This window comes from Actinomycetospora cinnamomea, assembly GCF_003096675.1.
GTDB classification, from domain to species: domain Bacteria; phylum Actinomycetota; class Actinomycetes; order Mycobacteriales; family Pseudonocardiaceae; genus Actinomycetospora; species Actinomycetospora cinnamomea.
In genome coordinates, this window is sequence record NZ_QEKW01000001.1 from 857,382 (window position 1) to 874,592 (window position 17,211).

Below are 17,211 nucleotides of genomic sequence, written 5' to 3' on the forward strand. Positions count from 1 at the left end.
TCGTGCGTCTGGTGCTCGCGTCCGCGTCCCCCGCCCGCCTGGCGATCCTGCGGGGCGCCGGGGTCGAACCCCTGGTCGAGGTGTCCGAGATCGACGAGGACGCGCTGCTCGCCGAGCTCGGCCCCGACGCGACGGCGGTGGACACGGTCACGGCGCTCGCGCTGGCCAAGGCGCGCACCGTCGCCGCGCGCGTCGCCGCGGTGGAGCCGGAGTGCGTGGTGATCGGGGCGGACTCGATGCTGCTGCTCGACGGCGAGCTGGTGGGCAAACCGGGTTCGGTGGACGCGGCGCGCGGGCGGTGGGACCAGATGTCCGACAGCTCCGCCGAGCTCTTCACCGGCCACGCCCTCGTCCGCGTCAGCGGTGGAGCGCCGGGGCAGGAGGTCGCCGGGCACGCCCGGACCGTCGTCGCCTTCTCGTCCCCCACCCCCGACGAGCTCGAGGCCTACCTGGCCAGCGGCGAGCCGCTCGCCGTCGCCGGCGCGTTCACGCTCGACGGGCGGGGTGGCTGGTTCGTCGAGGGCGTCGAGGGCGACCCGTCGAACGTCGTCGGCCTGAGCCTGCCCCTGACCCGCCGGCTGCTCGCCGAGATCGGCCTCGGCGTCGACGCGCTGTGGGCCGCCTCGGCGACCGTCCCGACGGCGATCCCGGGACCGGCCGCGCGCTGAGGCGACCCCGTCCCGTGGGGGCCCAGCTCGCCGGTGCCCGGAGTCGTCAGGGCGCGGGCTCGAGGCGCAGCGAGCGCACCAGCGCGTCGGCGGCGTCACCCTCGGCGTCGATGTCCGGGGCGGGCCGTGCGACGGCGAGCACCGCGACCGTGCGCCCCGGCGCCGCCAGCGTGCTGACGCGCACGAGGGCTCCGTCGAGGCCGCCGCCCTCCACCTCGCGCACCGAGGTGCGCGTCGGCAGCTCCGCGATCGCCTCCGCGTTGTCGGTCAGCGCGGCGGTGTCGGCGCCCGGCGCGAGCAGGTCGGCGTAAGCGTCGGCCAGCCGCCGCGCCTCTGCGTCCAGCGCCTCGTCCAGCGCCCCGTCCTGCGCCGGATCGGGCACGGGCGCGGCGCGCGGCGACACCCGGGCCGGGTCGGCGAGGCCCACGAGCACCACCGTGCCCGCGCCGCGCTGCAGGATCGTCGCGCCCTCGAAGCGGCCCGGCGGCACCTCGACGACGTCCTGGGACGGCACGGTCCGCCAGCCGGGCAGCAGCGCGAGCGAGGTGGCCGACACCGCGTCCGGGATGCGTGCCTCGGCGGGAGCGGGCTCCGGGGCGGGGGCGGGCTCCGGCGTCGCGGGGGCGTCCGCGGTCCCGGACCGCGGGGCGGCGGTCGCCCGGTCGGCTGCCCGGTCCGCCCCGACAGCGCCGGCGAACGCCGCGACGAGGCCGGCGAGCACCAGCACGGACGCGCACGCGGCCACCGACCGCCACCACCAAGGCTGCATCGGTCGCCGACCGTAGCCGCGGGCTCCGTGGGGCCTGCACCGGGGCGACCTCGAGCGCTCCTCGTCGTGCGTGTGGTCATGACCACGCCGCCGCCCGCGACGGGCCACGGTCGAGTACGAGAGAGTGACCGCGCCGGACCTCCGTCCGGCCGCACCTACACTGCCCCGACCGTCCCGGTTCAGCGAGGATCCCCCAGGAGGTCAATCCATGGCCGCGTCCGCCCCGACGGGGTTCGACCCGCTGCACACCGTCCTGATCGCCAACCGGGGCGAGATCGCGGTGCGGGTGGTGCGCGCGTGCGCCGACGCCGGCCTGACGAGCGTGGCCGTGTACGCCGACCCCGACCGAGACGCCCCGCACGTGCGCCTCGCCGACCAGGCGTTCGGCCTCGGCGGGGAGACGGCGGCCGAGTCGTACCTCGACATCGAGAAGATCCTGGAAGCGGCGCGGGAGAGCGGCGCGAACGCCGTGCACCCCGGTTACGGGTTCCTGTCGGAGAACGCCGACTTCGCCCAGGCCGTCATCGACGCCGGGCTGATCTGGATCGGGCCGTCGCCGCAGGCCATCCGCGACCTGGGCGACAAGGTCACGGCCCGCAAGATCGCCGAGCGCTCCGGGGCACCCCTGGTGCCGGGCACGAAGGACCCGGTCGCCGACGCCGACGAGGTCGTCGCCTTCGCCGACGAGCACGGGCTGCCGGTGGCCATCAAGGCGGCGTTCGGCGGCGGCGGGCGCGGCATGCGGGTCGCCCGCGAGCGCGACGAGATCCCCGAGATGTTCGACGCCGCGGTCCGCGAGGCCGTCTCGGCGTTCGGGCGCGGCGAGTCGTTCGTCGAGCGCTACCTCGACCGGCCGCGCCACGTCGAGGCGCAGGTGCTCGCCGACCAGCACGGCAACTGCGTCGTCGTCGGCACCCGCGACTGCTCGCTGCAGCGGCGCCACCAGAAGCTCGTCGAGGAGGCCCCGGCGCCGTTCCTGTCCGACGAGCAGCGCAAGCGCATCCACACCTCCGCCCGCGACATCTGCCTGGAGGCCGGCTACTCCGGCGCCGGCACCGTGGAGTTCCTCGTCGGCGAGGACGGGACGATCTCGTTCCTCGAGGTCAACACCCGCCTGCAGGTCGAGCACCCCGTCTCCGAGGAGACCAGCGGCGTCGACCTCGTGCTCGAGCAGTTCCGCATCGCCGCGGGCCAGCACCTGCGGTTCTCCGAGGACCCGGCACCGCGCGGGCACTCGATCGAATTCCGGATCAACGGCGAGGACGCCGGCCGCGGTTTCCTGCCCGCGCCCGGCACCGTCACCCGCTTCGTGGCCCCGGACGGCCCGGGCGTGCGCGTCGACTCGGGCGTCGAGACCGGGACGGTGATCGGCGGGCAGTTCGACTCGATGGTCGGCAAGCTCATCGTCACCGGCGAGGACCGCGAGCAGGCGATGGCCCGCTCCCGGCGCGCGCTGGCCGAGCTCGTCGTCGAGGGCCTGCCGACGGTCGTCCCCTTCCACCGGGCCGTCCTCGACGACCCCGCCTTCACCGCCCCGGACGGCGCCGAGTCGTTCACGGTGCACACCCGGTGGATCGAGACGGAGTTCGACAACCAGATCGCGCCGTACGAGGCCGCGCCCGCGGAGGACGACGAGGAGGTCGCGCCCCGCCAGACCGTCGTCGTCGAGGTCGGCGGCAAGCGCCTCGAGGTCTCGCTGCCCGGCGACCTGGTGCTGGGCGGGGGCGGCGGCGGGAGGCCCGCGGCACCGAAGAAGAAGCGCAAGCGCTCCGGCGGCGGGGCCAAGGTCTCGGGCGACGCCGTGACCGCGCCGATGCAGGGCACCGTGGTCAAGGTCGCGGTGTCCGAGGGCGACACGGTCTCCGCCGGCGACCTCGTCGTGGTCGTCGAGGCCATGAAGATGGAGAACCCCGTGACCGCCCACAAGGACGGCGTGGTCACCGGCCTGACCCTCGAGCCCGGCGCGAGCGTGAACCAGGGCGCGGTGATCTGCGAGATCCCCGACGCGGGCTAGTCGGCGCATACTGGGCCCCATGGCGGACGTGGGGGCGCACGAGCGCGAGCTGGCCATGGAGGCCCTCGACGCCCACCGCCGCGACGGGCGGCTCGAGCGCGGCGAGCACGCCGACCGCTGCGCCGCGGCCTCCCGGGCCACCACGCGGGCAGAGCTCGACGTGCTGTTCCGCGACCTGCCCGAGCCGCACCCGGTCTACCCGAGCCCTGTCCGCTCGGCGCCCTCGCCGTCGGCGCGTCCCGAGCCGGCCGGCCCGCCCGCCGCGCCCGACCTCCCCGAGCTCGTCGGCCCCTCCGGTGCCGCGATCGCCCGGCACGCCGGGCTGATCTCGCTGCTGACGCCCGCGGTCGCCGCGGTGCTGTTCGCCGTCAGCGGTGGCCGGTTCCCGTGGATCTTCGTGCTCGTGCCCGTCGTGATCGCGGGCGTGGCCTGGATCTCACATCGTCACCAGCCCTGAGCGATCACGGGAATAGGCGGCCCGGCCCGCGCGCTGCGCCCCAGGTCCGGCCGGGTGCGCGACGGCGCGTGCCCGGCCACACCGGTGGTACGCCCGGAGCGGAACTCGCTCGCCTGTCGGGGGTCGGTGTGATGCTCTGGAGATCGCCCCGTGACGGTCACGGGTGCCGCCGTGAGGGAGAACGATGACCGCCCCGAGCACTGCCGGAACCGACCGGGGGGACACGTCGTCGGCGCGTCCCATGGTGATCATCGCGATGCTCGTCGTGTCGGCGTTCGTGATGATCCTGAACGAGACGATCCTGTCCGTGGCGCTGCCGCACCTCACGGGCGACCTCGGGGTCAGCGCCACCACCGTGCAGTGGCTGACCAGCGGGTTCCTGCTCACGATGGGCGTGGTCATCCCGACCACGGGGTTCCTGCTCGACCGCTTCACGCCGCGACAGATCTTCCTCGCGGCGATGACGCTGTTCAGCGCGGGCACGCTGGTCTGCGCGCTCTCGCCGGGCTTCCCGCTGCTGCTCACCGGCCGGGTGGTCCAGGCCTCGGGCACCGCGGTGATGATCCCGCTGCTCATGACGTCGGTGATGCGTCTGATCCCCGCCGACCGGCGCGGGGCGACCATGGGGACGATCTCAATCGTCATCGCCGTGGCGCCCGCCATCGGCCCGACGATCGGCGGCCTGATCCTCTCCTCGCTCGACTGGCGGTGGATGTTCTGGAGCGTCCTGCCGCTGTCGATCGCGGCCCTGGTGGTCGGCTCCGTCGTGTTCCGGTTGTCGGACGAGAAGCGTCGCTCCCCGCTCGACCTGCTGTCGGTGCTGCTGTCCGCCCTGGGCTTCGGCGGCATCGTCTACGGGTTCTCCACCCTGGGCCACGGCGGCGACGCCGTCGTCCCGCCGTGGGCGGCCCTGGTCGTCGGCGTGGTCGCGCTGGCCGTGTTCATCGCGCGCCAGCTGCAGCTCCAGCGCTCCGAGTCCGCGCTGCTCGACCTGCGCCCGTTCGGTCACCGCCCCTTCGTCGTGGCCGTCGTGCTCGCCGCGCTGCTGTTCATGACGCTGCTCGGCGCCGGCGCGATCCTGCTGCCGATCTACCTGCAGAACGTGTTGGGGGTCAGCGCGGCGGCCACCGGCCTCGCGGTCCTGCCCGGCGGGCTGGTCCTCGGCTTCATGGGCCGTCCCGTGGGCCGCGTGTTCGACCGCGTCGGCGCACGCCCGCTGGTCATCCCGGGCGCGATCGGCATGGCCGTGTCGATGTGGCTCTTCGCCGCGCTCGGCGCTTCCGCGGCGCTGTGGATGGTGGTCGTCGTCCACGTGCTGCTCATGGCCTCGCTCGGCCTGATGATGACGCCGCTGCTCACCGAGGGCCTCGCGGTCCTGCCCGAGCGGCTGTACTCCCACGGCAGCGCGATCATGGCCACGCTGCAGCAGGTGGCCGGGGCAGCCGGCACGGCCGGGTTCGTCACCGTCGCCGCGATCGGGTCGGCCGCGGCGGGCGGCACGCCCGACGCCGCGGGCCTGCGGCTGGCGTTCATGGTCGCCGGGGTCATCGGGGTGATCGCGGTCGGCGTCGCCTTCATGATGCGGCGCCGGCCCGCCGGCGACGCCCCGGGCGGCGGGAGCGGTCCCGAGGCCGACCAGGCCGAGCCGGCCGGCGAGGTCCCCTCCTCCACGCCGGTCGCCGGTCACTGACCCGCGGGACCTCACGCCGCCAGCAGGGCCAGCGCGCCCATGGTCGTGATCGTCGCTCGTACCCGGTGAGCCCGGGTCCACGGGCGCTCGAAGGCCTCGCGGGCCCGGACGACGTCGTCGGCGTCGTCCGGGTCCGCGCGGTCGAGGGCTTCGTTGCGGGGCACGTGCACCACGACCGTCATCACCAGCGACGCCACCTGGAGCACACCGCCGACACCTGCGAGCACCACGGAGGTCGCGGGCGCTCCGTGCACGAGCAGCAGCACCACGGCCGCCACCGCGGTCAGCGGGGCGCCGAGGAACAACAGCAGGAAGGCCGGCCGCAGGATGACGCGGTTGACCGCCTGCATGACGGTGACCAGCACCCGGTCGGGCATGCGGGCCAGCGCCGGCATGATCGTCAGAGAGAACGCGAGGTAGAGACCCGCCAGGAGGGCGGAGAGCGCGCCCGCCACCAGCACCACCGCGGGGACCAGGACCGTCATGGGTCCAGCGCAGCGCCCGGCTGGGCCCGCGACCAGTGCCGGACGTCCGGCGTCCCTGCCCGCCCGTCCGAGGCTCGCCCTGCGGAGCGAGGGTCACCCTGGCTGCGCCTGACGCAGCGAGGGCGTCCCTCGCTGCCCCGACGCGCCACCCCTCCTACGGAGCGAGGGTCACCCTGGCTGCGTCCCACGCAGCGAGGGCGTCCCTCGCTGCACCCTGCCGCGGGTCAGCCCGTGCCGAGGGCCGCCAGGCGCGGGGCGCGGGGGTCGGGCGCGGCGAGGCGGCGCTTGTCGGCCTCGACGTCGGTGTCGACCGACTGCGAGTCCCGCTCGGCCTGGACGCGCTCGATGTAGGAGCGCACCTCGTACTCGCGCTGCTCGTCGGTCCAGCCCAGCAGCTCGGCCATCTGTGCGCCGACCGCCGCGGCCGAGTCGACGCCGCGGTGGGCGTACTCGATGGAGATGCGGGTGCGGCGTGCCAGCACGTCGTCGAGGTGCAGCGCGCCCTCGTAGGCCACCGCGTAGGCGATCTCCGCCCGCAGGTAGTCCGGGGCGGCCTCCACCGGCTCGAGCAGCGAGGGGTCCCCCCCGTTGGCACGGTCGCCCATGGCCAGCAGGCCGTGCAGCAGGGAGCCGTAGCGGTCGAGCAGGTGGCGCACGCGGTGCGGGTGCAGGCCGTGGCGCAGGCCGAGCTGCTCGGCCTGGTTGACCAGCGCGTAGTACCCGTCGGCGCCGACGAGCGGCACGCGGTCGGTGACCGACGGCGCGACCCGCGTGGGGATGTCCTCGGCCGCCGCGTCGATCGCGTCGGCGGCCATCACGCGGTAGGTCGTGTACTTGCCGCCCGCGATCGCGACGAGCCCGGGCATCACGCGCGACACGGCGTGCTCGCGGGAGAGCTTCGAGGTCTCCTCGCTCTCGCCGGCCAGCAGCGGGCGCAGGCCCGCGTACACGCCCTCGATGTCGTCGTGGGTCAGCGGCGTGACGAGCACGCGGTTGATGTGCTCGAGCAGGTAGTCGAGGTCCTGGCGGGTGGCCGCGGGGTGGGCCAGGTCGAGGTTCCAGTCGGTGTCGGTGGTGCCCACGATCCAGTGGTTGCGCCACGGGATGACGAACAGCACCGACTTCTCGGTCCGCAGGATCATGCCGGTGTCGGACGGGATCTTGTCGCGGGCGACGAGGAAGTGGACGCCCTTCGACGCCTTCACGCGGAACCGTCCGCGGGTGCCGGCCGCGTGCTGCATCTGGTCGGTCCAGACCCCGGTGCAGTTGACGACCACCGACGCGCGGACGTCGGTCTCCCGACCCGTCTCCACATCGCGCACGCGCACGCCGGCCACCCGGTCGACCTCGTGGAGGAAGTCGACGACCTGGGTGGAGGTGCGGACCACGGCCCCGTACTGGGCGGCCGTGCGCCCCACCATCATCGTGTGCCGGGCGTCGTCGGCCTGGGCGTCGTAGTAGCGGATCGCGCCGACCAGGGCGCTGCGCTTGAGCGCCGGCGCCATGCGCAGCGCGCCGGAGCGGGTGAGCTGCTTCTGGTGGGGGAGCGAGCTCTTGCCGCCCATCGTGTCGTAGAGCGTCACGCCGGCGGTGACGTACGGGCGCTCCCAGTGCGCGGTGAGCGGGTAGAGGAAGCTGACCGGCTTGATCAGGTGCGGTGCGAGGCGCGTCATGTTGAGTTCGCGCTCGCGAAGCGCCTCGCGCACCAGCCCGAAGTCGAGCTGCTCGAGGTAGCGCAGCCCGCCGTGGAACAGCTTCGACGAGCGGCTCGACGTCCCCGACGCCAGGTCGCGCGCCTCGACCAGGGCCACCTTGAGCCCTCGGGTCGCCGCGTCCAGCGCCGCCCCGGTGCCGACCACGCCGCCGCCCACCACGACGACGTCGAACTGCTCGGAGGCCAGCCGGTCCCACGCCCGCGCCCGCGAGGCCGGCCCGAGACGCGACGGCTCGGCGGCCGCGTCCAGCGCCTCCGCCTCGGCCTGTGTCCCGGCGTCCGGACGCGCCGCGCCGTCGCCGGTGTTGCCGTCGCCGCCTCGTCCAGCACCCACGTCCGACCCCTCTCTCACGTGTCCGTCACCACGCTAACCCCCGGCACCAGCCCGCACCCGATCACGCGGCGCAAGCGATTGCGCTCCCCGCGGTGACCGATCGACCGGTGGGCGACCCGCCACGCCCGGATCCACCCGCAGAGCGTGGACACGCCGTGAGGCACGCCACTACCGTCCTGCCCGATCACGTCCGTTCCGGATCACCGCGGCCCGCGGGCGGACGCGTCGCAGGGGCCGGGTCATCGTCGACGGGAGTCCTCGTGAGCGCGTGGAGCATCATCTTCTCGGAGTTCCTCGGCACCGCCGTGCTGCTCCTGTTCGGTTGCGGTGTCGTGGCCACGGTCCTGCTGCCACGCACCAACTCCGACGGGGACACGGCGTCGTGGGTGCTGATCACCTTCGGCTGGGGCCTGGGCGTGTTCGCCGGCGCCAGCATCGCCGACGCCTCGGGCGGCAACATCAACCCCGCGGTCACGATCGGCGCGGCCCTGTCGGGCGCGACGCCGTGGTCGCAGGTGCCGTGGTACCTCATCGGCCAGTTCGCCGGGGCGTTCGTGGGCGCGGTGCTGGCGTGGCTGGCCTACAAACTGCAGTTCGACGCCAACGAGGACAACAGCGGCACGCTGAACATCTTCTCCACCAACCCGCCGATCAAGCGCTACGGGTGGAACATGGTCACCGAGATCATCGCGACCTTCGCGCTGGTCCTGTTCCTCCTGGTGGCGCCCTACGGCGACAGCCCCGCGATCTACGCCGCCGCGGCGGCGGTCGTCGTCGGCATCGGGCAGGTGCTGGGCGGCCCCACGGGGTACGCCATCAACCCCGCCCGCGACCTCGGTCCGCGCATCGCCTACGCGATCCTGCCGATCCGCGGCAAGGGCTCCCCCGACTGGGGCTACTCCTGGGTCCCGGTCGTCGGCCCGCTCATCGGCGCCGCCCTCGCCGCCCTGGTCGCCGCCGGCGCCCCGGTCGCCGCGCCGTGACCCCCTCGTCGCCGGCGCGCGACGACACCGTCCGTCCCGTCCCACCCCGTCCCGCGAGGAGCGTCCCCGCATGACCCAGTACGTCGCCGCGATCGACCAGGGCACCACCTCGACGCGGTGCATGATCTTCGACCACTCCGGGCAGGTCGTCGCGGTCGACCAGCTCGAGCACCAGCAGATCTTCCCGAAGGCCGGGTGGGTCGAGCACGACGCCGCGGAGATCTGGGGCAACACCCGCCAGGTGTGCGGCGGAGCCCTCGCGCGCGCCGACCTCAACGCGGACCAGATCGCGGCGGTGGGCATCACCAACCAGCGCGAGACCACGGTCATCTGGGACAAGGCCACCGGCGAGCCCATCCACAACGCGATCGTCTGGCAGGACACCCGCACCCAGGCGATCTGCGACGAGCTCGGCGCCCTCGGCGGCGGCGCCGAGCGCTACCGCGGGCGGACCGGCCTGCCGTTGGCCACCTACTTCGCGGGTCCGAAGGCGCGCTGGATCCTCGACAACGTCGAGGGTGCGCGCGAGCGGGCCGAGCGGGGCGAGCTGGCGTTCGGGACGATGGACACCTGGGTGCTGTGGAACGCGACCGGCGGCACCGAGGGCGGGCTGCACGTCACCGACCCGACCAACGCCTCGCGCACCCTGCTGATGAACATCGACACCCTCGAGTGGGACCCCGAGCTCTGCGAGGAGATCGGGGTGCCGATGGCGATGCTGCCGGAGATCCGGTCGTCGTCCGAGGAGTACGCCAAGATCCGCGCCCGCGGCACGTTCCGCGACGTCCCCGTCGCCGGCATCCTCGGCGACCAGCAGGCCGCGACCTTCGGCCAGGCGTGCCTGGAGGTCGGCCAGGCGAAGAACACCTACGGCACCGGCAACTTCGTGCTGCTCAACACCGGCACCGAGAAGGTCGAGTCGAAGAACGGTCTCATCACCACGGTCGGCTACAAGATCGGCGACGCGGCGCAGGTGTACTGCCTCGAGGGTTCGATCGCGGTCACCGGCTCGCTGGTGCAGTGGCTGCGCGACAACCTCGGGATGATCGCCTCGGCCCCCGAGATCGAGGAGCTCGCACGCTCCGTCGACGACAACGGCGGCGCGTACTTCGTGCCGGCGTTCTCCGGCCTGTTCGCGCCGCACTGGCGCTCCGACGCCCGAGGGGCGATCGTCGGCCTCACCCGCTACGTCAACAAGGGCCACCTCGCGCGGGCGGTGCTCGAGGCGACGGCGTTCCAGACGCGTGAGGTCATCGACGCCATGAACGCCGACTCGGGCGTCCCGCTGACGACGCTCAAGGTCGACGGCGGGATGGTCGGCAACGACCTGCTCATGCAGTTCCAGGCCGACCTGCTCGGGGTCGAGGTCATCCGCCCGAAGGTCTCGGAGACCACCGCCCTCGGGGCCGCCTACGCGGCGGGCCTGGCCGTCGGCTACTGGAACTCTGAGCAGGACATCCGCGACAACTGGGCCCAGGACAAGGTCTGGACGCCGCAGATGGAGGAGAGCCTGCGCGACGAGACCTACGCGCAGTGGAAGAAGGCCGTCACGCGCACCTTCGACTGGGCCTAACCGACCTGGCCCGTGGGGGCGCCGCCGCCTCCGCGGGCCTGGTCCGCTGCGTCGGGGTGCCCTGGCTCGCCGGGCGTGAGGCTGTGCCACGTGTGCAGCGCGATCGCGGCCGCGCCGTCCACGTCGCCGCCGGCGCACCGCCGGATGAGCTCGTCGTGGCGTCGGAGGGACTCCTGCGCCTCGGGGGACGCGAAGCGTAGCCGCACCGCGCGCCGCAGCACGGGCGTGAACTGGTCGAGCACGGTCACGACCGCGCGGTTCCCCGCGACGACGACGGGGATCCGGTGGAGCTCGGCGTCGGCCCGGAGCGCGGCGCGGAGGTCGCGGGCCTCGATCGCCGCCGCGAACCGGTCGTTCGCCTCCCGCATCTCGCGCAGGTGCGCCTCCGTGAGGGCCGGCACCGCGTCGCGGACGGCGAGCTGGTGCATCGCGGCGACGACGGCGGCGGCGTCCCGGACGGCCTGCAGGTCGAGAGCGCTGACGCTGGTCGAGCGGCCCGGCTGCGCCACGACGAGTCCTGCCTGCGCGAGCCGCAGGACCGCCTCCCGCACCGGCGTGCGGCTCACACCGAGCCACGCCGCCAGCTCGGCGTCCCTGAGCTGCTCGCCCGGCGCGAACGTGCCGTCGACGATCGCGTCGCACAGCCGCTCGTAGACGTCGTCGCGCAGCAGCGTGCGGTCGACCGTCGGGCCGTCGGTAGGCACCGGCACTGCGTGCTCCTCTCGCCTGTTCCCGCGGTGGACGCCCTTGACCCTACACCATGCAGAGTGCAATATATTGCATGCTCCGAACCGGAGCGCATCGGTCGGGCGAGTCGCCCGCGGAGAGAGGGATGAACATGAGCGACACCGGGAAGCAGACCGTCGTCCTCGTCCACGGCGCCTTCGCCGACTCGTCGAGCTGGAACGACGTCATCGCGCCGCTCACCCGCGCGGGCCACACCGTGATCGCCGCCGCCAACCCGCTGCGCGGGCTGCAGGGCGACGCCGCCTACGTGCGCAGCGTCCTCGAGAGCATCGACGGCCCGATCGTCGTCGCCGGGCACTCCTACGGCGGGACCGTCATGACCGTTGCCGCCGAGGGCAACCCGAACGTCACCGCGCTCGTCTATATCGCGAGCTTCCTCCCGGAGGTCGGCGAGAGCACGGGAGAGCTGGCGAACAAGTTCCCCGGCAACCAGCTCGGCACGGCGTTGAAGGCCGTCCCGTACCCCCTCCCCGACGGCGGGACCGCGACGGACCTCTACGTCGAGCAGGACCAGTTCAACGAGATCTTCATCGGCGATGTCACGCCCGACGTGGCCGCGCGACTGGCCGTGATCCAGCGCCCGATCGCCCAGCACGCCCTCGCCGACCCGGCCACAGCGTCGGCGTGGAGGTCGATCGAGTCGTGGAGCCTGCTCGCCCGGCAGGACCTCGCGGTCCCCGCCGAGGCCGTGCGCTTCATGTCCGAGCGTGCGGGGGCCCACCTCGTCGAGGTCGACGCGTCCCACGGCGTGACCGTCTCGCAGCCCGGCGCGGTCGCCGACCTCATCCTCGAGGCGGCCGACGCGACGGCGCGGTGAGCACGGCCCGGCCCTAGTCCAGGTCGTCGTGCTGCATGAGGCGCCGGCCCGCCTCGGTCACCGACCCCGACAGGGAGGGGTAGATCGAGAACGTGTGGGCGAGGTCGTCCACCGTGAGGTTGTTCTGCACGGCCATGGCCAGCGGGAGGATCAGCTCGCTGGCCACGGGGGCGACGATCACGCCGCCGATGACGACACCGGTCGCCGGCCGACAGAAGATCTTCACGAAGCCCTCGCGGAGCCCCGACATCTTCGCCCGCGGGTTGGTCCCCAGCGGGAGGATCACCTCGCGGGCGGAGAACTCGCCCGACTCGACCTGCGCATGGCTGATGCCCACCGTGGCGACCTCGGGTCGGGTGAACACCGCCGACGCCACGGTCTTGAGCCGCAGCGGCGCCACGCCCTCCCCCAGCGCGTGCCACATCGCGATCCGGCCCTGCATCGCCGCGACCGAGGCCAGCGGGAGCAGCCCGGTGCAGTCGCCGGCCGCGTAGACGCCCGGGACATCGGTGCGCGAGACCCGGTCGACGGTGATGTGGCCGGTCTCGCGCAGCGTGAGCCCGATGTTCTCGGCGCCGAGCTCGCCCGTGTTGGGCACCGAGCCCACCGTCATCAGCGCGTGCGAGCCCTCGACCTCGCGGCCGTCGGACAGCGTGACGCGCACGCCGTCGGCGGTGGCCACGACCTTGTCGGCACGGGAGCGGGGCTCGATGGTGACGCCGCGCTCGGTGAAGACCTCCTCCAGCGTCGCGGCCGCGTCCGGGTCCTCGTGGGGCAGGACGCGGTCGCGGCTGGAGATCAACGTCACGGGCACGCCGAGCTCGGCGTACGCGGAGACGAACTCGGCGCCGGTGACGCCGGAGCCGACCACGACGAGGCGTTCGGGCAGCGTGTCGAGGTCGTAGATCTGGCGCCACGTCAGGATGCGCCGGCCGTCGGGCTGCGCGTCGGGCAGCACGCGCGGCGAGGCGCCGGTGGCGATGAGGGCCACGTCGGCGGTGACCGTCTCGGTGGCCCCGTCGGGGTACGTGATCCGGACGTCGTGGGTGGCGCTGTGGCGGTCGCGTTCCTCGAAGCAGGCGCGTCCCTGCACGACCCGCACGCCCTCGGCCTGCAGCTTGGACCGCACGTCGGCCGACTGGGCCAGCGCCAGCCCGTGCACGCGGCCGTTGACCCGCGGCAGGTCGACGCGGGGATCGTCGACGTCGACGCCCATCTCCGCGGTGCGCCGGAACCCGGCGCGCACGCCCGCCGACGCGATGAAGGTCTTGGAGGGCACGCAGTCGTAGGCCACGCAGTTGCCGCCGAGGCTGTCCTGCTCGACGACGGTGACGTCCGCCCCGTGCTGGGCGGCCACGAGCGCCGCCTCGTACCCGGCCGGTCCTCCCCCGAGGATGACGATGCGGGTCATGGTGGTGGTTCCCTCCTGTTCGTCACCCTCCATCGTCCACCACGGGGATGACGCACGCGCACCGATCGTGTTCCACGGTCCCGCGGACCGGGTCCGGGCCCACGCCTACCCGAACTGGCTACCCTGTCCGCCGTGCCGCTCTACGCCGCGTACGGATCCAACATGGACCCCGCGCAGATGATGCAACGGGCGCCCCACTCGCCGATGGCGGGGACGGGCTGGCTCGAGGGGTGGCGTCTGACCTTCGGCGGTGAGGACTACGGCCTCGAGGGCGCCCTGTCCACCGTCGTGGAGGACCCCGAGTCGCGGGTGTTCGTCGTGCTCTACGACGTCAGCCCGCTCGACGTCGACCAGCTCGACCGCTGGGAGGGCGGCGAGCTCGGCATGCACAAGAAGCTGCGCCTGCGCATCCAGACCATGGACGGGCCGCAGCTCGCGTGGGTGTACGTGCTCGACGCCTACGAGGGCGGGCTGCCGTCCGCGCGCTACATCGGCGTGCTCTCCGACGCCGCCGAGGCCGCGGGCGCTCCCGACGACTACGTCCGCGCGCTGCGCGAGCGCCCCTGCCGCTCCGTGGGACCGGGGCCCAGCTCCGACCTGTAGGGCGGTGACCTCGTGACGGAGTCCGCGCCGAGCGCGGGATCCGTCACCGAGGTCCGCGTCAGCCGCTGTACCCGGCCCGGCGCAGGGCGTCGGCCATCGCGCCGTTGGTGGGAGCCGGACGACGGTCACGCCCGCCCCGCTGGTCGCGGCCGCCCTGGCCGCCGCGCTGACCACCCTGACCGCGACCGCCCTGGCCACCCTGGCCACCCTGGCCGCCACCGCGCTGCCCGGGACCGCCCTGCTGACGGCCCTGACCACCGCGCGGGCCGCCCTGGCCCCTGCCCCCGCGCTCGCCGCGCTCGCGTCCGGTCCGCTCGCCCGGGGCCTGCCCACCCTGCTCCGTGCCACCCTGCTGCGGGCGACTCTGCTCCGGGCCACCCTGCTCCGTGCCACCCTGCTGCGGGCGGCTCTGCTCCGGGCCGCCCTGCTCCGGGCCACCCGCGGCCGCCGCCGGCCGGGTCTCCGGACGGCCGCCGCCCCGACCGCGTCCGCCACGACCCCGGCCACCCCGGCGCTCGCCGCCACCCCCGGTGGGTGCCGCGTCACCCGCGGCCGGCGCGCCCTCGGCGGGCGTCTCGGCTGCTCGGCCGCCGCGCCCGCGACCACCTCGACCCCGACCACCTCGACCGCCGCCCGGGCGCCCGCCGCCGGCCTCGGCCGGCTCCTCCTCGTCGATCCGCAGCGTCAGCGAGATGCGCTTGCGCTCGACGTCCACGTCGAGCACACGGACACGCACGACGTCGCCGGGGCCGACCACCGAGCGGGGGTCGGACACGAAGTCCTTGGACATCGCCGAGATGTGCACGAGGCCGTCCTGGTGCACCCCGACGTCGACGAACGCGCCGAAGGCGGCGACGTTGGTGACCTGGCCCTCGAGGACCATGCCCGGCGTCAGGTCGGTGATCTGTTCGACGCCCTCCGCGAACTCGGCGGTGGTGAACTCGGGGCGCGGGTCGCGGCCCGGCTTGTCGAGCTCGTGGATGATGTCGATCACCGTGGGGCGCCCGACGCGCTCGTCGGTGAAGGCGTCCGGGTCGAGCCTCTCCAGCAACGGGGTGTTGCCGACGAGCCCTTCCACGTCGGTGCCGGTCGCCTCGACGATGCGGTGCACCACGGGGTACGACTCGGGGTGCACCGCCGAGCGGTCGAGCGGGTCGGCCGCGTCGGGGATGCGCAGGAAGCCCGCGCTCTGCTCGAACGCCTTGGCGCCGAGGCGGGGCACGTCGCGCAGCGCCGTGCGCGACGCGAACGGGCCGTGCTCGTCGCGGTAGCCGACGATGGTGGTGGCGAGCCCCGAGCTGATGCCCGACACCCGGCGCAGCAGCGGCGCCGAGGCGGTGTTCACGTCGACGCCGACCGCGTTCACGCAGTCCTCGACGACGGCATCGAGGGAGCGGGACAGGGCGGTGCCGGCGATGTCGTGCTGGTACTGACCGACGCCGATCGACTTCGGGTCGATCTTCACGAGCTCGGCCAGCGGGTCCTGCAGGCGCCGGGCGATCGACACCGCGCCGCGCAGCGACACGTCGAGGTCGGGCAGCTCGGCCGAGGCCTGCTCCGACGCGGAGTACACCGACGCGCCCGCCTCCGAGACCACCGCCGCGGTGAGCCCGAGCTCGGGCTCCCGGGCGATGAGGTCGCGGACCAGGGCGTGGGTCTCCCGCGAGGCCGTGCCGTTGCCGATGGCGACCAGCTCGACGCCGTGCTCGCGCGCCAGCTCGCCGAGCCGGGTGCGCGAGGCCTCCCACTGCCGGCGCGGGACGTGCGGGTGGATCGTGTCGGTGGCGACGACCTTGCCGGTGCCGTCGACCACGGCCACCTTCACCCCGGTGCGCAGGCCCGGGTCCAGACCCATGGTGGGGCGGGCGCCGGCCGGGGCGGCGAGCAGGAGGTCGCGCAGGTTGCCGGCGAACACCAGGACCGCGCCCTCCTCGGCGACCTCGCGCAGCCGCACCCGCAGGTCGACCACCAGGCGCGACAGGATGCGCGTGCGCCACGCCCAGCGCACGGCCTCGGTGAGCCAGCGGTCGGCGGGACGCCCGCGGTCGGCGACGCCCACGGCGGCGGCGATGCGCGCGAGGTAGACCTCGCCGATCGCGGACTCGTCGTCGTCGGCGGCCAGCGGGTCGAGCGTGAGGGCCAGGACCTCCTCGGCCTCCCCGCGCAGCACCGCGAGGATGCGGTGCGAGGGCAGGCGCGTGAACTTCTCGTCGAACGCCGCGTAGTCGGAGAACTTGGCCGCCGCGGTGTCACCCTCGCCCCCGCGCCCCTCCCGGTAGGTGGCGGTGAGCCGGCCACGGCGCCACATCTGCTCGCGCAGGTCCTCGATGAGGTCGGCGTCCTCGGCCCAGCGCTCGACGAGGATCGCGCGGGCGCCCTCGAGGGCGGCGTCGCGGTCGGGCACGCCGCGGTCCGGGTCGACGTAGGCGCCCGCCGCGGTGCGCGGGATGTGGGTGGGGTCGCTCAGCAGGGCGTCGGCCAGCGGCTCGAGCCCGGCCTCGCGGGCGATCGCCGCCTTGGTGCGCCGCTTGGGCTTGAACGGCAGGTAGACGTCCTCGAGCCGGCTCTTGGTCTCCGCGCCGAGGATCCGGGCCTCGAGGGCCTCGTCGAGCTTGCCCTGGGCGCGCACCGACTCGAGCACCGCGGCCCGGCGCTCCTCGAGCTCGCGCAGATAGGTCAGGCGCTCCTCGAGCGTGCGCAGCTGCGCGTCGTCGAGCCCGCCCGTGGCCTCCTTGCGGTAGCGGGCGACGAACGGGACCGTCGCGCCGCCGTCGAGCAGCTCGACCGCCGCGCGCACCCGGGCCTCGCCCACGGCGAGCTCGTCGGCGATGCGGCGCGTGACCGGCGGCAGGACGTCCCGCTCGGCGTGCTCCGTTCGCTCGGGGGCGTCCGGGACGCCGTCGGGGCCGGGCGCGGGCACGTCGGTGGCGGTCGCCGTCGCATCGC

The 17,211-nt window shown here is 74.3% G+C and carries 14 protein-coding genes; 8 read left to right on the forward strand and 6 right to left on the reverse strand.

Going from position 1 to position 17,211, the window contains the following annotated elements; genetic code table 11:
- Positions 1-2 precede the first annotated feature (2 nt).
- Entirely contained in the window at positions 3-668 is a 666-nt protein-coding gene (locus tag C8D89_RS04050; protein ID WP_207787010.1) for a Maf family protein, read from the forward strand.
- Between the two features lie 46 nt (positions 669-714).
- Here the strand turns inward: C8D89_RS04050 and C8D89_RS04055 are convergent, their stop codons facing one another.
- Positions 715-1,437: a hypothetical protein gene (locus C8D89_RS04055; protein ID WP_133251810.1), complete on the reverse strand. Its 723-nt coding sequence runs from the start codon at positions 1,435-1,437 to the stop codon at positions 715-717.
- 208 nt (positions 1,438-1,645) lie between these two features.
- Here C8D89_RS04055 and C8D89_RS04060 point away from each other — a divergent pair, with 208 nt between their 5' ends.
- The 3 genes from C8D89_RS04060 (at position 1,646) to C8D89_RS04070 (ending at position 5,598) form a co-directional block, all read left to right on the forward strand.
- On the forward strand, positions 1,646-3,451 hold the full coding sequence (locus C8D89_RS04060; protein WP_116706694.1) for an acetyl/propionyl/methylcrotonyl-CoA carboxylase subunit alpha: 1,806 nt from the start codon (positions 1,646-1,648) through the stop codon (positions 3,449-3,451).
- Between the two features lie 19 nt (positions 3,452-3,470).
- Positions 3,471-3,908 (forward strand): DUF1707 SHOCT-like domain-containing protein, encoded by a 438-nt coding sequence (locus C8D89_RS04065; protein WP_116706695.1) that lies wholly within the window; start codon positions 3,471-3,473, stop codon positions 3,906-3,908.
- A gap of 184 nt (positions 3,909-4,092) precedes the next feature.
- On the forward strand, positions 4,093-5,598 hold the full coding sequence (locus C8D89_RS04070; protein ID WP_116706696.1) for an MDR family MFS transporter: 1,506 nt from the start codon (positions 4,093-4,095) through the stop codon (positions 5,596-5,598).
- An 11-nt stretch (positions 5,599-5,609) separates the two neighbouring features.
- On the opposite strand, the gene C8D89_RS04075 is transcribed toward C8D89_RS04070, so the two are convergent.
- Both C8D89_RS04075 and C8D89_RS04080 read right to left on the reverse strand, forming a co-directional pair.
- Positions 5,610-6,083, reverse strand: a complete 474-nt coding sequence (locus C8D89_RS04075; RefSeq protein ID WP_116706697.1) for an anthrone oxygenase family protein — start codon at positions 6,081-6,083, stop codon at positions 5,610-5,612.
- 224 nt (positions 6,084-6,307) lie between these two features.
- Positions 6,308-8,047 carry a glycerol-3-phosphate dehydrogenase/oxidase gene (locus tag C8D89_RS04080; RefSeq protein WP_116706943.1) on the reverse strand — a complete coding sequence of 580 codons (1,740 nt, stop codon included), beginning with the start codon at positions 8,045-8,047 and terminating at the stop codon, positions 6,308-6,310.
- 344 nt (positions 8,048-8,391) lie between these two features.
- Here C8D89_RS04080 and C8D89_RS04085 point away from each other — a divergent pair, with 344 nt between their 5' ends.
- Both C8D89_RS04085 and glpK read left to right on the forward strand, forming a co-directional pair.
- Positions 8,392-9,114 (forward strand): MIP/aquaporin family protein, encoded by a 723-nt coding sequence (locus C8D89_RS04085; RefSeq protein ID WP_116706698.1) that lies wholly within the window; start codon positions 8,392-8,394, stop codon positions 9,112-9,114.
- 70 nt (positions 9,115-9,184) lie between these two features.
- Complete coding sequence (glpK, locus tag C8D89_RS04090; RefSeq protein ID WP_116706699.1) at positions 9,185-10,687, forward strand: glycerol kinase GlpK; 1,503 nt, start codon at positions 9,185-9,187, stop codon at positions 10,685-10,687.
- On the opposite strand, the gene C8D89_RS04095 is transcribed toward glpK, so the two are convergent.
- On the reverse strand, positions 10,684-11,397 hold the full coding sequence (locus C8D89_RS04095) for a GntR family transcriptional regulator (protein ID WP_116706700.1): 714 nt from the start codon (positions 11,395-11,397) through the stop codon (positions 10,684-10,686). The two genes, glpK and C8D89_RS04095, sit on opposite strands and share 4 nt — an antisense overlap.
- A 128-nt stretch (positions 11,398-11,525) precedes the next feature.
- On the opposite strand from C8D89_RS04095, the gene C8D89_RS04100 reads away from it, so the two are divergent.
- A complete protein-coding gene (locus C8D89_RS04100) occupies positions 11,526-12,251 on the forward strand; it encodes an alpha/beta fold hydrolase (protein ID WP_116706701.1) in 726 nt (241 codons plus the stop codon).
- A 13-nt stretch (positions 12,252-12,264) separates the two neighbouring features.
- Here the strand turns inward: C8D89_RS04100 and C8D89_RS04105 are convergent, their stop codons facing one another.
- A complete protein-coding gene (locus tag C8D89_RS04105) occupies positions 12,265-13,662 on the reverse strand; it encodes an NAD(P)H-quinone dehydrogenase (protein WP_116706702.1) in 1,398 nt (465 codons plus the stop codon).
- 132 nt (positions 13,663-13,794) lie between these two features.
- Between C8D89_RS04105 and C8D89_RS04110 the strand changes: the two genes are divergently transcribed.
- Positions 13,795-14,265: a gamma-glutamylcyclotransferase family protein gene (locus C8D89_RS04110; RefSeq protein WP_116706703.1), complete on the forward strand. Its 471-nt coding sequence runs from the start codon at positions 13,795-13,797 to the stop codon at positions 14,263-14,265.
- A gap of 58 nt (positions 14,266-14,323) precedes the next feature.
- Here C8D89_RS04110 and C8D89_RS04115 read toward each other — a convergent pair whose 3' ends face one another.
- A complete protein-coding gene (locus tag C8D89_RS04115; protein ID WP_243417858.1) occupies positions 14,324-17,116 on the reverse strand; it encodes a Tex family protein in 2,793 nt (930 codons plus the stop codon).
- Between the last annotated feature and the right edge of the window lie 95 nt (positions 17,117-17,211).

Bases quoted from the DNA above. Each gene is read 5' to 3' on its own strand.
- C8D89_RS04105 (WP_116706702.1), bottom strand. From the start codon at position 13,662: ATGACCCGCATCGTCATCCTCGGGGGAGGACCGGCCGGGTACGAGGCG.
- C8D89_RS04055 (WP_133251810.1), bottom strand. From the start codon at position 1,437: ATGCAGCCTTGGTGGTGGCGGTCGGTGGCCGCGTGCGCGTCCGTGCTG.
- C8D89_RS04060 (WP_116706694.1), top strand. From the start codon at position 1,646: ATGGCCGCGTCCGCCCCGACGGGGTTCGACCCGCTGCACACCGTCCTG.
- glpK (WP_116706699.1), top strand. From the start codon at position 9,185: ATGACCCAGTACGTCGCCGCGATCGACCAGGGCACCACCTCGACGCGG.
- C8D89_RS04070 (WP_116706696.1), top strand. From the start codon at position 4,093: ATGACCGCCCCGAGCACTGCCGGAACCGACCGGGGGGACACGTCGTCG.
- C8D89_RS04100 (WP_116706701.1), top strand. From the start codon at position 11,526: ATGAGCGACACCGGGAAGCAGACCGTCGTCCTCGTCCACGGCGCCTTC.
- C8D89_RS04075 (WP_116706697.1), bottom strand. From the start codon at position 6,083: ATGACGGTCCTGGTCCCCGCGGTGGTGCTGGTGGCGGGCGCGCTCTCC.
- C8D89_RS04065 (WP_116706695.1), top strand. From the start codon at position 3,471: ATGGCGGACGTGGGGGCGCACGAGCGCGAGCTGGCCATGGAGGCCCTC.